Annotated in this window: 12 protein-coding genes; 4 read left to right on the top strand and 8 right to left on the bottom strand. The window is 63.2% G+C overall.

Going from position 1 to position 13616, the window contains the following annotated elements:
• Nucleotides 1–21: 21 nt before the first annotated feature.
• The 5 genes from IVB27_RS11610 to IVB27_RS11590 all read right to left on the bottom strand — a co-directional run bounded on the left by IVB27_RS11610 (nucleotide 22) and on the right by IVB27_RS11590 (nucleotide 6291).
• Nucleotides 22–1305 carry an ABC transporter substrate-binding protein gene (locus IVB27_RS11610; protein WP_247443652.1) on the bottom strand — a complete coding sequence of 428 codons (1284 nt, stop codon included), beginning with the start codon at nucleotides 1303–1305 and terminating at the stop codon, nucleotides 22–24.
• A gap of 45 nt (nucleotides 1306–1350) precedes the next feature.
• Nucleotides 1351–2424 (bottom strand): branched-chain amino acid ABC transporter permease, encoded by a 1074-nt coding sequence (locus tag IVB27_RS11605; protein ID WP_247350469.1) that lies wholly within the window; start codon nucleotides 2422–2424, stop codon nucleotides 1351–1353.
• A 3-nt stretch (nucleotides 2425–2427) separates the two neighbouring features.
• The gene (locus IVB27_RS11600; protein ID WP_247443650.1) at nucleotides 2428–3321 is read right to left on the bottom strand and encodes a branched-chain amino acid ABC transporter permease; all 894 of its coding nucleotides are present in this window, start codon (nucleotides 3319–3321) and stop codon (nucleotides 2428–2430) included.
• Between the two features lie 220 nt (nucleotides 3322–3541).
• Entirely contained in the window at nucleotides 3542–5473 is a 1932-nt protein-coding gene (locus IVB27_RS11595) for a long-chain fatty acid--CoA ligase (protein ID WP_247443648.1), read from the bottom strand.
• Nucleotides 5470–6291, bottom strand: coding sequence for an ABC transporter ATP-binding protein (locus tag IVB27_RS11590; protein ID WP_247350464.1), 822 nt, complete (start codon nucleotides 6289–6291; stop codon nucleotides 5470–5472). Before IVB27_RS11590 ends, IVB27_RS11595 begins: the two co-directional genes overlap by 4 nt.
• A gap of 333 nt (nucleotides 6292–6624) precedes the next feature.
• On the opposite strand from IVB27_RS11590, the gene IVB27_RS11585 reads away from it, so the two are divergent.
• Nucleotides 6625–7299: a Crp/Fnr family transcriptional regulator gene (locus IVB27_RS11585; RefSeq protein ID WP_247350462.1), complete on the top strand. Its 675-nt coding sequence runs from the start codon at nucleotides 6625–6627 to the stop codon at nucleotides 7297–7299.
• Here IVB27_RS11585 and IVB27_RS11580 read toward each other — a convergent pair.
• Both IVB27_RS11580 and IVB27_RS11575 read right to left on the bottom strand, forming a co-directional pair.
• The gene (locus tag IVB27_RS11580; RefSeq protein WP_247443647.1) at nucleotides 7296–8558 is read right to left on the bottom strand and encodes an MFS transporter; all 1263 of its coding nucleotides are present in this window, start codon (nucleotides 8556–8558) and stop codon (nucleotides 7296–7298) included. The genes IVB27_RS11585 and IVB27_RS11580 overlap by 4 nt on opposite strands.
• A 123-nt stretch (nucleotides 8559–8681) precedes the next feature.
• Nucleotides 8682–9524 carry a uroporphyrinogen-III synthase gene (locus IVB27_RS11575; RefSeq protein WP_247443646.1) on the bottom strand — a complete coding sequence of 281 codons (843 nt, stop codon included), beginning with the start codon at nucleotides 9522–9524 and terminating at the stop codon, nucleotides 8682–8684.
• 160 nt (nucleotides 9525–9684) lie between these two features.
• On the opposite strand from IVB27_RS11575, the gene purU reads away from it, so the two are divergent.
• On the top strand, nucleotides 9685–10548 hold the full coding sequence (gene purU / locus IVB27_RS11570; protein WP_247443645.1) for a formyltetrahydrofolate deformylase: 864 nt from the start codon (nucleotides 9685–9687) through the stop codon (nucleotides 10546–10548).
• A gap of 45 nt (nucleotides 10549–10593) precedes the next feature.
• Here purU and IVB27_RS11565 read toward each other — a convergent pair whose 3' ends face one another.
• Entirely contained in the window at nucleotides 10594–10878 is a 285-nt protein-coding gene (locus IVB27_RS11565; protein WP_247444025.1) for a hypothetical protein, read from the bottom strand.
• A gap of 523 nt (nucleotides 10879–11401) precedes the next feature.
• On the opposite strand from IVB27_RS11565, the gene IVB27_RS11560 reads away from it, so the two are divergent.
• Nucleotides 11402–12592 carry an ABC transporter substrate-binding protein gene (locus IVB27_RS11560; RefSeq protein ID WP_247352155.1) on the top strand — a complete coding sequence of 397 codons (1191 nt, stop codon included), beginning with the start codon at nucleotides 11402–11404 and terminating at the stop codon, nucleotides 12590–12592.
• Nucleotides 12593–12742: 150 nt separating this feature from the next.
• Complete coding sequence (locus IVB27_RS11555) at nucleotides 12743–13612, top strand: branched-chain amino acid ABC transporter permease (protein WP_063982180.1); 870 nt, start codon at nucleotides 12743–12745, stop codon at nucleotides 13610–13612.
• The last annotated feature ends 4 nt before the right edge of the window (nucleotides 13613–13616 follow it).

Below are 13616 nucleotides of genomic sequence, written 5' to 3'. Positions count from 1 at the left end.
TGCGTGAGGTGAGCGTCGGGCTCACCAGCCCAGCAATTCCGGCTTGCGCGGCAGCTCCACGGTCTTGACCTTCTCGAGCTTGATCGTGCCCTTGGCCATGAGGTCGTTGAGGTCGCCGTCGGTCGTACCCGCAATCTTGGTGCGGTACAGATCGACCTTCAGCGTGCCGCGGTGGTCCTTCTCGGTCCAGGTCGAGGGATTGCAGACGCCTTCCATGCCTGACGGCACCCAATCCTTCTTTTGGTAGAAACCCTTCACGACGTTGTCGCCGGTGGCGCCGCCGTTCTTGGCGGCCCAGTCGAGCGCTTCCTTCATGTAGAGAGCCGAGCAGACGGCGGCGATGTAGTGCACGGGGCGATAGACCTTGCCGGTGGGATCGGACATCTTCGAGATCTCCATCACCGTCTTCATGCCGGGCGCATCGCCGCCCCAGCTCACCGCGGTGCGCAGCGGGAAGATCACGCCATCGGCGGCATCGCCCGCGGTCTTGGCGGCGTTCTCGTCCATGCCCCAGACATTGCCCATGAACTGGATGTCGACGCCGGCGGTCTTGCAGGCCTTCATCACAGAGATGTTGGAAGCGGCCGTGTTGCCGAGATAGGCGTAGTTGGCGCCCGAGGATTTCAGGCTCAGGCACTGCGCACTGTAGTCACCCGGCGCGAGTGCGAATACCAGCGGCGGCAGCACCTCGAAGCCGAGCTCCTGCGCCATGGCTTCGCCGGCGGCCTTCGGTGCGTTCGGATAGGGGTGGTTGGCGCCCATGTGCACGAATTTCGGCTTGCCGGACTTGCCCTTGGCCTTCCAGTCTTCGGCGGCCCACATCAGCATCGCGCGCAGCGAGTCCGAATAGCTCGGGCCGTAGAAGAAATTGTAGGGCGCGGGCTTGGCCTTGCCGCTGACGCCTTCGGGGTCGGTGAGTGCCGCAGCATAGGAGCCGGAGAGGTCGGGGATCTTGTCCTGGGCGAGGAAACCGGTCAGGGCCTCGGTGTCCGCCGTGCCCCAGCCCATGATCGCGGCGACCTTGCTGTCGGGCGCCGACCACTTCTTGTAGAGCGCGATCGCGCGCGGCACCTGGTAGCCATAGTCGTTGGTGTCGACGTTGATCTGCTTTCCGCCCACACCGCCGTTCTTGTTGACCCAGGCAAAAGTATCGGCGACGGCCTGGCCGTAGGGCGTGCCGACGTCGGACGTGCCGCCGGAATAATCGGCGAGATGCCCGATCGCGATCTGCGCCTGCGCGCTTGCCGAGAATGCGGCGATGGCCAATGCCAGCGATGCGGTGCTCAATAAGGATTTTGTCTTCATTGGTTGTCTCCTCCTGTTTATTTGTTGGTTAGAGAGTTGCCGTGCTCAATGCGAGAACGGGTAGAGTTTCCAGTACGCCTTGATCTGCCGCCAGCGATGGGCGAGCCCGTCCGGCTCGAACATCAGGAACGCGATGATGATCACCCCGATCGCGATCTCGCGCAGGAAGGTGATGTTGGTGTTGAGCGACAGCGCCTTGTCGATCGCGCCGCCCTTCAGGGCAACGCTGAGGAATTCCATCGTCTCAGGCAGCAGCACCACGAAGGCGGTGCCCATCAGCGTGCCCATGATCGAACCGGTGCCGCCGATGATGATCATGGCGAGGAACAGGATCGAGCGTTCGATGCCAAAGCCTTCCTGGGAGACCACGAGTTGGTAGTGCGCATAGAGCGCGCCGGCGATACCGGCGAAGAAGGCGGCGAGGCCAAATGACAGCGTGCGGTATTTGGTGAGATTGATGCCCATGATCTCCGCCGAGAGATAATGGTCGCGGATCGCCACCAGCGCGCGGCCGTCGCGCGTGCGCATCAGATTGGTGACGAGAACGTAGCTTGCGATCACATAGGCGAGCACGACATAGAAATACTGCCTGTCGCCGCGCAGCGTGTATCCGAAGAGCGAGAACGGGTTGGCGCTCGCCGGCACCGAGCCGCCGGTGAACCACTCCGCGCGGGAGAAGAAGTCGAGCAGGATGTATTGTGCCGCGAGCGTCGCGATGACGAGGTAGAGCCCCTTCAGTCGCGCCGCCGGGATGCCGAAGATCAGCCCGACCAGCGCAGTGACGACGCCCGCGAGGGGGATCGCGAAGAACACCGGGATCGATGCGCTGTTGGAGATGTAGGCCGAAGTGAAGGCGCCGAGCAGGAAGAAGGCGGCGTGGCCGATCGAAATCTGGCCTGTGAAGCCGACCAGGATGTTGAGGCCAAGCGCGGCGATCGAGAAGATGCCGATCTGGATCAGGATGCTGAGCCAGTAGCCACCAAGGAATTGCGGCACGAGGCAGAGCAGCACCACGCCGACGATCGCAAAGTTGCGGCTGGTCGTGGTCGGGAAGATCGTGGTGTCGGCCGCGTAAGAAGTGCGGAAATCACCAGCAGGGATGAGGGCGGGGCCGGCCATGGATCAGATCCGTTCGATGTCGTGGGTGCCGAACAGGCCGTAGGGCTTGATCATCAGCACGATGATGAGGACGTAGAACGGCGCGATCTCGTAGAGATTGCCCCAGTGCAGATACTCGCTGTCGACATATTGCGCGATGTTCTCGAGTAGCCCGATGATGATGCCGCCGAGCACGGCGCCGCCGACGGAATCGAGCCCGCCGAGGATCGCCGCCGGAAACACTTTTATGCCGTAGGCGGCAAGGCCCGAGGATACGCCGTTCACGACCGCGACCACGACGCCTGCCACGGCCGACACCGTTGCCGAGATCGCCCAGGCCATCGCGAACACGCTTTTCACGGAAATGCCGAGCGACTGCGCCACCTGCTGGTTGAATGCGGTGGCGCGCATCGCAAGGCCGTACTTTGACGCGCGAAAGAACCAGGCCATGCCGATCATCATCGCGACCGAGACCACGAGGCTCATGACATAGACGGTCTGGATCTGGAGTCCGAACAGACTGACGGACTGGCTCTCGAACACGCGCGGGAACGGCTGCGGATTGACCCCGAACATCCACTTCAGCGTCGCCTGCAGTACGGTGGAGAGGCCGATCGTCACCATGATGACGGAGATGATGGGCTCGCCGATCATCGGCCGCAGGATCAGGACCTGCACCGCGATGCCGAACACGAACATGAACACCAGCGTCAGCGGCATGCCGATCCAGAACGGCACCTGGTATTTCGCGAGCAAGGTCCAGCACACCCAGGCGCCGACCAGCAAGAGCTCGCCCTGCGCGAAATTGACGACCTGTGTCGCCTTGTAGATCAGCACGAACGACATCGCGACCACGCCATAGAGCGTGCCGACCACGAGGCCATTGACGAGGAGCTGAATGAGGAAGGCGGTGTTCATGCCGATGTCCGCGCAAAATGCAGAAGCGATGATGGTGCACCCTCTCCCCTTGCGGGAGAGGGTGGCTTCGCGAAGCGAAGCCGGGTGAGGGGTTGTCTCCGCAGTGACGGTGCGGAGAGAGGACCCCTCACCCGCGTGAGGGTGTGGTTGGCGGCGGTGATGCCCTCTCCCGCAAGGGAAGAGGGCGCATCGACTGGCCGCGCGTTCTCCCGAAGCGACCTCACTCCGCGGCCTCCGCCAAATGCTCCGGTCGACCCAGATCCACCACTCGCAGCGTCGTCCGGACCCTCTGCGTGGTACCGTCCTGGAAGCGGATCATGGTGTCGACGGGGATGTCGGCGTCGCCGCGGTAGATCGCGTCGATGATGGCTTCGTATTTCTCGTTGATGACGCTGCGGCGCACTTTTCGCGTGCGGGTGAGCTCGCCGTCGTCGGCGTCGAGCTCCTTGTAGAGCAGGAGGAAGCGCGAGATGCGCTGCGCCGGCGGCAGTGTGACGTTGACGGTCTCAACCTCCTTGCGGAGCAGCGCATAGACCTCGGGTCGCGAGGCGAGATCGCTGTAGGTCGTGAACGAAAGCCGGTTCTTCTCCGCCCATTTCGAGATGATGGAGTAGCGGATGCAGATCATCGCCGCGAGCGCGTCGCGGCCTGCCCCTAACACCACCGCTTCCGCGATGTAGGGCGAGAATTTCAGCTTGTTCTCGATGAACTGCGGCGAGAAGCGCTCGCCGCGCGAGGTTTCGGCGAGATCCTTGATCCGGTCGATGACCACGAGCTGCTTGTTGTCGTTGAAATAGCCGGCGTCACCGGACAGCATCCAGCCTTCCCGGATGTCGGCGACGCTCGCCTCCGGGTTCTTGTAGTAACCGAGGAACATGTGGGGATGCCGCACCACGATCTCGCCGACGCCGTGAACGTCGGCGTTGTCGATGCGGATCTCGACACTGTCGGCCATCGGCACGCCCGTCGTGTCAGGATCGACTTTGCCCTCGGGATGCAGCGTGTAGGCGCCGAGCAATTCCGTCTGGCCGTAGAGCGTGCGCAGCGGCACGCCCATGGCCTGGAAGAACTTGAAAGTCTCGGGGCCGAGTGCTGCGCCGCCAGTCGCGGCCGACCGCAGGCGAGTGAAGCCGAGGCGGTCGCGCAGTGCGCGGAACAGGATCGCGTCGGCAAAGCCCGAACGCTTGCCGTCTGCGAGCGCAGCGAGACCCGACTTCATGCCGATGTCGAACAGGCGCTGCTTGAAGGGCGTCGCGTCCATTACCTTGGCGCGCACGTCCGCAGCGATCGATTCCCAGACGCGTGGCGCGAAGAGCACGAATGTCGGCGCGATCTCGCGCAGATCGTTCATCATGGTATCGGGCTCTTCGACGAAGTTGATCTTCATTCGGCACAAGAGGCCTTTGCCGAGCACATAGACCTGCTCCATGATCCAGGGCAGCGGCAGCACAGAGACGTATTCGTCGTCCGGTCCTTTCGGGTCAAAGGCGAGATAGGTCGCGCAATGACCGAGCACGCGACCGGCGGCGAGCATCGCAAGTTTTGGATGGGAGGTGGTGCCTGACGTCGTGCAGAGGATCGCGACGTCCTCGCCTTTGGTCGCGTCGACCAGGCGGTCGTAAAGCTCAGGCTCGCGCGTGGCCCGGGCACGGCCGAGCTCGGCAAACTTCTCCGCGGACATCAAGCGCGGATCGTCATATTTCCGCATGCCGCGCGGGTCGGAATAGATGATGTGCTTCAGCCTCGGCACGCGTTCGGCCAGCGTAAGCAGCTTGTCGACCTGTTCCTCGTCCTCGGCGAAGACGAGCTGGGCTTCGCCATAGTTGAGGAGATAGGAGGCCTCTTCGTCCAGCACATCGCGATAGAGCCCGAGGCTCAATCCCCCGATCGCATGAGCCGCCACTTCCGCGGCGACCCAGTCCGGCCGGTTGTCGCCGATGATGCCGATGACATCCTCGCGCCCCAGGCCCAATTCGACCAGACCGAGCGCGAAATCGCGCACCCGCGTCTGATAGTCATTCCAGGTGAAGGGGCGCCACAGCCCGAGATCCTTCTCGCGCAATGCGATCTCGTTACCGTACTCCTTCGCGTTGAGCCGGAGCATCTTCGGATAGGTGTCGGCCTGCGCGACGCGGCCCACGTAATCCATCATGCCGCGCTCTCCTGCGCCGGCGGTGCATCGTCGGGATCGACCAGCACCTCGTCCTCTTCGCCGAGATAGGCGCGCCTGACGTGGGGATCGGCGAGCACGGCGGCCGGATCGCCTTCGGCGATCTTGCGGCCGAAATCCAGCACCATGACGCGGTGGGAGATGTCCATCACCACGCCCATGTCGTGCTCGATCATCACCACGGTCATCCCGAACTCCTCGTTGAGGTCGACGATGTAGCGGGCCATGTCCTCCTTCTCTTCGAAGTTCATGCCGGCCATCGGCTCGTCGAGGAGAATGAGGCGCGGCTGCAGTGCCATGGCGCGGGCGAGCTCGACGCGCTTGCGCAGGCCGTAGGAGAGGGTGCCGGCCGGCGCCTTTCGCACCGATTGGAGGTCGAGGAAGTCGATGATCTCCTCGACCTTGCGGCGGTGCTCGAGTTCTTCCTTGCGCGCGCCGGTGAGCCAGTACAGCGAGCCCGTGAGGAAATTGTTCTTCAGCAGGTGATGGCGGCCGACCATGATGTTGTCGAGCACGCTCATGTGGTGGAACAGCGCCAGGTTCTGGAAGGTGCGGCCGATGCCGAGCGAAGCGCGCGCGTTGGGCGTCAGGCCGGTGATGTCGCGGCCCTGATAGAACAGCTGGCCTTCGGTCGGCTTGTAGCGGCCGGAAATACAGTTCACGATCGAGGTCTTGCCGGCGCCGTTGGGGCCGATGATCGAGAACAGCTCGCCATCCCTGATGGCGAAGCCGACATCGGTCAGCGCACGGACGCCGCCGAATCGCAAGGACACGCCGCGCACTTCGAGACTGGTAGCCACCAAACAAATCCCTCCCGGTGATGGCGCATTCAGGGGCGCTCTTCGTCCGTTTCACTTCGGCGATCCTAGTACGGCTGTGCCGGTGAGGCCATGCAGCAGATGGTCTCGACCGGAGCCGCGCCACTCTCGTTCCCGTTGGGATCAAAAGCTGCATCGTCCGAGGTGGTCCTCAATAGGGGAAAGCGCTATTTTGAAATGTCTCCCGCCTGACAATTCTGCGACAAAGTTTTCGGGCGGTAGCAGCCTCCGTCTTTCGTCGGATGGTGGTCGAAGCGGCCATGCTGCAATGCAGCAGAACAAGGAGTGGCGAACGGTGCGGCTGGCTTCGGGATCATGATTTCAGAGGATCAACTGAAGCGCGTCGCTGCCTGGGCGCGCGAGCTCACAGAAAGGGAGATCGAGGTCGCGCGTGCCGGGATCACGGAGCGGTTCTACGGCACCGGCGAGACCGTGTTCATGCGCGGCGACACGTTCGACTATTGGGCCGGCATGGTTTTTGGGCTTGCCCGGATGGGCGGGGTCTCGCGCGACGGCAAGGAGACGAGCCTTGCCGGGCTGACGGCAGGGGCATGGTTCGGCGAAGGCAGCGTGCTGAAGAACGAGCCGCGCCGCTATGACGTGGTCGCGCTGCGCAACAGCCGCGTCGCACTGATGGAACGTAGCGCCTTCATGTGGCTGTTCGAGAACAGCGTTGGCTTCAACCGTTTCCTGGTGCGCCAGCTCAACGAGCGGCTCGGCCAGTTCATCGGCATGCTCGAGGTCAATCGCACGCTGGATGCCACCGCGCGGCTTGCCCGCAGTATCGCGTCGCTGTTCAATCCGATCCTCTATCCGGAATCGACCGCGCATCTGGAGATCACCCAGGAGGAGATCGGCGCGCTCTCCGGAATGTCCCGTCAGAATGCCAATCGCGCGCTGAACCGGTTGGAGAAGGAGGGCTTGCTCCGGCTGGAATATGGCGGCGTCACCATTCTCGATATCGAGCGGTTGCGCGGTTACGGGGACTAGCGCCCATTGGCAGGAGCGTGCACCGGCCAGAGGTCGGCGCGCCAGCGGATTGCGATCGCCAGCATTGCGATGAATCCTGAGGCGGCATAGAGCGAACCCGTCGCCGAATAGCCGATGACGTCGATCAGGCTGCCGGCTGCGAGCAGTCCGATCGGCAGGCCGTAGATCACCATCATGCGCACGCCCATGACGCGGCCGCGCAGATGCGCACTCGCCGTCCGCATCAGAATCACGGCAGCTGAAATCATCGACATGCTCTGGGCGATGCCGGCGAGGACGAGGCAGGCCATCGCCACGGGCATGGTTCTGATCTCGACGAACACCAGGAGCATGGCGTACCAGGCCAGCGTCGCGCCGATCAGAAGCCGGGCAATGCGCACTCCGCCGACGAGGCTGAGCGTGATGGAGCCGATCAGCGAGCCGACGGCGAAGCTCGCCGAGAGATAGCCGAGGCCGGTCTGGTCGGTATGAAAGATGTCCCGCGCGATGTAGGGCAGCAATCCGCCGGTGAAGGGAAATGCGGTGAGATTGGCCAGAAAGGCGACGCACAGCGCTGCGCGCATCCCCGGGCCATTCCAGGCGTAGACGATCCCTTCCTTCAAATCGCCCAGCAATCTCGAAACGGCGCGGCCGTTCGCCGGGAGATCAGTTGTGACAACTGTTTTTTCCGGCCGGGTCAGGCAGAGCATGAGAAGCGCTGCCACAAAATAGAGACAGGCGATCGCCACATAAACGAGGCCAATGCCGAGGACGGCGAACAGCCCGGCGCCCGTCAACGCGCCGGCGATGCGCGCGCTGTCCTGGGTCGTGCGCGCAACGCTGATGGCGCCCACCAGTTGCTCGGCCGGCATGATCTCGGCAAGCAGCGCGCCGCGAACGCCGAGATCGGAGGGGCGGATCAGGCCCATGATCGCGACGATGATCATGACGCTCAGCGGCGACAGATGACCGGTCAGGGCCAGAGCCATGATGGTCGACGAAAGCACCGTATAGGCAAGGCGCATTACGACCAGGAGATCGCGATGACCCATGCGGTCGCCGATCATGCCGAGCACCGGTGCGACGAGCGTTCCGACGAATTGCAGCGACGCAAGCACGGTGAGCAGCAACACCGAGCCGGTCTCGATCAGAATGTACCAACCGAGCACGAGAGTCTCGACCTCGAACGCCCAGGAGGTGAGCAGATCGGATGGCCATTGGAAGCGGTAGTTGCGGATGCGAAACGGCGCGAGCGCGGAGGGTCGTGCGGCTGTGCTCAAGGCGCGATGGCGCGTATCACGGCGATTCCCTTGCCTTGTTGCTTCTTCTTGCTGTTCGGCAACCTAGCGCTGGCGATGCTCGTGTCAATCGGCGCCGCCGCAGGCCGGCCCCGCGCTCGGCTCCTACGTCGCCGCGGGTCTCGGCTTCCGCTCCGCCAGCGCCGCGGCCATCGCCGAGATCAGCGGCCGCATGAAATAAGCTTCATCCGCGGGCGAGACGTCGGTGCGCAGGCCATGCGCGGCGAGTTCGCCTGAGACAGCAGGTCCCACCGAGGCGATCAAAGTGCGCTCGAAACCTGCGCGCAGCTTCGCCTCGCTGCCATGCGCCTTCGCGGCTTCGATCAGGCGGCGCACTTGGCCAAGATTGGTCAGCGCAATCGAATCGATTCGCCCCTCGACCATGTCGTCGATCGCGGTGACGATGTTCGCATCCGCTGCCTTTGAGTCGTAGGCATAAGGCAGCACGGCATCGACAACGGCGCCTTGCGCGGCAAGCGCGCCGGTCAGCGCGCTGTGGTCCTTGTCAGGATAGAGCTGGAGGCCGAGGCGATGCCCCTTCAGGTCGAGCTTGCCGAGCATCTCGATCACGCCCTCGGTGGTCGGCTTCTCCGTGGTCTGCTGCGCTTCGAGTCCGACTTCGCGCAGTGCCTTGCCGGGCTTCGGGCCACGGGTGAATTTTCGCGCCTTGCCGAGCGCCGCGACAAAGGCTTGGTCGAGCCCGCGCGCGACGGCGAGTTTCATGATCCGGCGCAGGCCTTCGCCGGTCATCAGGACGAGGTCGTCGAACGGTTTGTCGACGGCACGGCGGATCCAGGCCTCGACCGGGGCGGGGTCGGGTGCATCCTGGATGGTGAACATCGGGCACTGCACGACCTCGGCGCCTTGCTCGGCCAGCAGCTTCGAGAACTGCGCCTCCTCGCGCGTTTCCAGGATCAGGATGCGGTAACCGTTCAAGCGGTCGGCCATCGGCGCACTCCGGTCAATCAAAGCAATGGTACATTCAGCCTGATTCCTCGCATTATGTTCATTCAAGTCTTGGGATTGGCGCAAGGGTGGGGTCGGTGATAGAGCAGTGCGCAAATCGCGGGTCGTTTCGCAGCCGCTGCCCAAACCTTCATCAAGGCCCATGCCCGATCATCAATATGTCCTGACCCTGTCCTGTCCGGATCGTCCCGGCATCGTCTCGGCAGTGTCGACCTTCCTGGCCCATAACGGACAGAACATTCTCGACGCCCAGCAGTTCGACGACATCGAGACCAAGAAGTTCTTCATGCGGGTGGTGTTCACCGCCGCCGACCTTGCCGTGGAGCTGTCGGCGCTCCAGACCGGCTTTGCCGCGATTGCCGAGCGTTTCGGCATGGAATGGCAGATGCGCGACCGTGCCGCGCATCGCAAGGTGATGCTGCTGGTGTCGAAGTCCGACCACTGCCTAGTCGACATCCTCTATCGTTGGCGCACCGGCGAGCTGCCGATGAATTTGGCCGCAATCGTTTCCAACCATCCGCGCGAGGTCTATGACGGGCTCGATTTCGGCGGGGTTCCCTTCCACTATCTGCCTGTTACGAAAGAGACCAAGCGCGAGCAGGAGGCGCAGATCCTCGACCTCGTCGCCAAGACCGGGGCCGATCTCGTCGTGCTCGCCCGCTACATGCAGATATTGTCGGACGATCTCTCGGCAAATCTGTCGGGCCGCTGCATCAACATCCACCACTCGTTCCTGCCGGGTTTCAAGGGCGCAAAACCCTATCACCAGGCCCATGAGCGCGGCGTCAAGCTGATCGGCGCCACCGCGCATTACGTCACACGCGATCTCGACGAGGGCCCGATCATCGACCAGGACGTCGAGCGCATCAGCCATCGCGATACGCCGGAGGATCTCGTCCGCAAGGGCCGCGACATCGAGCGTCGCGTGCTGGCGCGTGCGATCCGCTACCACCTCGACGACCGCGTCATCCTCAACGGCCGCAAGACCGTGGTGTTTATGGATTGATGTTGCTTCACCGCTCCCGCTTGCAGGGCGAGGGAGCGCACTGTTCTAGCGCACCGCGTTGCCCGACGTAGACCCCGTTGCGCCCTTCTGCGCCTGCTCTTCCTTTTCGCGATCCGCTGCCGGCATTAGCCGCTTGCGCTCGCGCTCCTTCAGGTACGCATCGTATTGCGGCGTGCCGGGTCGCGGCGGTGCGTCGGCCGGCAGACCGCCGGCCCATTGCGGGACGTAGTCGCCCATGCCGGACGAGAGCTTTTCGTTCACGGTGCCGCAGCCGGATAGCCCCCCGGCGAGTGTGAGAAGGATCAGGAGGGAACGAAAAAACTTGGGCATTGTACCGGCACGCGCGAGGTCAGTCATTTTGGACGCCAGGGCTGGCGCCGTGAGAGTAGCCTTCAACAAGGTAAAAGAGACTTATTCGAGGTAGGTAATTAGCTACCGGCGAATGCCGATCCAAGCCACGAAGATGTTCAAATTCTGCAAATGAAAGGCGAAATCCTCCATCCACCCGGCTGGCTGCGTTTGTAGACTCCGGCAAGGGCTCGCGGCAAAGTGGCTTGATCAGCGAGGGGGCTTTTTCGTTGACAGGTCCATTTTATTTGTACAATCGTACAAATGATGGCGACCGCAATCGCGATGCCCGGGTTACCCCGACGTAACTCCGACATCGCTTTCGGATGTCGGCAATCGGAACGCTCGGCTTGCGCCGAATGGTCGCCAAACGTCCGATTGACAATAAGGGCGCGAAAGACGCCTTGTGGCGCGCGACATCACGCGTGCGTGACCTAAACTTAGCGCAAGGACCGGGCACTCGGTCCGGCGCACAAGAGATCAGGAATGAAGGGGAGGACATCTGATGTTCGAACGCAAACAATTGTCTCATAAGGCTGTTTGGGCCGCAGCAGTGGCCGCCATCGCCGGCCTTGCTGCCGTCGCTCCGGCCAAGGCCGAGGACAGCGTCAAGGTCGGCCTGATCCTGCCGATGACCGGCGGCCAGGCCTCGACCGGCAAGCAGATCGAGAACGCGATCAAGCTCTACATGCAGCAGAACGGCGACACCGTCGCCGGCAAGAAGATCGAGATCATCCTCAGGGACGACGGCGCGGTGCCGGACAAGACCAAGACGGCCGCGCAGGAACTGATCGTCAACGACAAGGTCAATTTCATCGCCGGCTTTGGCGTGACGCCGGCCGCGCTCGCTGCGGCTCCGCTCGCGACGCAGGCCAAGATCCCGGAAGTCGTGATGGCGGCCGGCACCTCCATCATCACCGAGCGCTCGCCCTATATCGTGCGCACCAGCTTCACGCTGGCGCAGTCCTCCACCATCATCGCCGACTGGGCGGTGAAGAACGGCATCAAGAAGGTGGCGACGCTGACCTCGGACTATGCGCCGGGCAATGACGCGCTCAACTTCTTCAAGCAGAACTTCACCGCCGGCGGCGGCGAGGTGGTCGAAGAGGTGAAGACGCCGCTTGCCAATCCCGATTTCGCACCGTTCCTCCAGCGCATGAAGGACGCAAAACCCGACGCGATCTTCGTGTTCGTGCCGGCCGGCCAGGGCGGCAACTTCATGAAGCAGTATGCCGAGCGTGGGCTCGACAAGGCCGGCATCAAGGTGATCGGACCGGGCGACGTCACCGACGACGACCTCCTCAACAACATGGGCGACGCCGTGCTGGGCACGGTCACCGCGCACCTCTATTCGGCGGCGCATCCCTCGCAGATGAACAAGGATTTCGTCGCGGCCTACAAGAAGGCGTACGGAAACCGGCCGGGCTTCATGGCGGTGAGCGGCTATGACGGCATTCACCTGATCTACGAAGCGCTGAAGAAGACCAACGGCGACACCGACGGCACCAAGCTGGTCGAAGCCATGAAGGGCCAGAAGTGGGAGAGCCCGCGCGGCCCGATCTCGATCGACCCCGAGACCCGCGACATCGTGCAGAACATCTACATCCGGAAGGTCGAGAAGGTCGACGGCGAGCTCTACAACGTAGAGTTCGCGACCTTCGAGGCTGTCAAGGATCTCGGTAAGACCAAGAAGTGACGCGCGAAAGCGCGTCATCCCGGAGCCCGCCTCCGGTGTCTGCGTCGTGCCCGGGCATGTCCCGGGCATCCACGCAAAGCCGGGAAAACCAGGCAGAACGTGGATGGCCGGGACAAGCCCGGCCACGACGCCCAAGTCCAAGCTGAGACGATGACCTCTATCCTCACCAACCTGTTCGATGGCGTTGCCTACGGCATGCTGCTGTTCGTGCTCGCTTGCGGGCTTGCGGTCACGCTCGGCCTGATGAACTTCGTCAACCTCGCCCACGGCGCCTTCGCCATGGCCGGCGGCTATGTCTGCATGGTGCTGGTCAACCGGATGGGCTGGCCGTTCTTCGCCGCACTTCCGCTTGCCTTCGTCTCCGCTGCTGCGATCGGCATCGTGCTCGAGCGCACGCTATACCGACACCTCTATGCGCGCAGCCATCTCGACCAGGTGCTGTTCACCATTGGTCTTACCTTCATGTCGGTCGCGGCTGTCGATTACATCCAGGGCTCGTCGCGGGTCTTCATCAACCTGCCGGCCGCGCTCCAAGGCCAGTTCGACGTGTTCGGCGTCGGCATCGGTCGCTACCGCCTGATGATCATCGTGATCTGCGGGCTGCTCACCATCGGTCTCCAGATGGTGCTGGCCAAGACCCGGTTCGGCAGCCGCCTGCGCGCCGCGGTCGATGATCCCCGCGCCGCGAGCGGCCTCGGCATCAACGTGCCGCAGGTGTTCGCCTTTACATTTGCCTTCGGTTGCGGCCTCGCCGGCCTCGGCGGCGCGCTGAGCGCCGAGATCCTCGGCCTCGACCCGTATTTCCCGCTGAAGTTCATGATCTACTTCCTGATCGTGGTCACCGTCGGCGGCTCGTCCTCGATCACCGGCCCGTTTCTGGCCTCGCTCCTGCTCGGCATCGGCGACGTTGCCGGCAAATATTATGTGCCGAAGATGGGACCTTTCGTGATCTACACCATGATGATCGTGATCCTGATCTGGCGCCCGAACGGTCTGTTCGGCCGCACGGCCGCGCGTTGAGTTG

This window comes from Bradyrhizobium sp. 197, assembly GCF_023073375.1.
In the GTDB taxonomy this organism is placed as follows: domain Bacteria; phylum Pseudomonadota; class Alphaproteobacteria; order Rhizobiales; family Xanthobacteraceae; genus Bradyrhizobium.
This window is presented reverse-complemented; position numbering and strand designations above follow the sequence as displayed.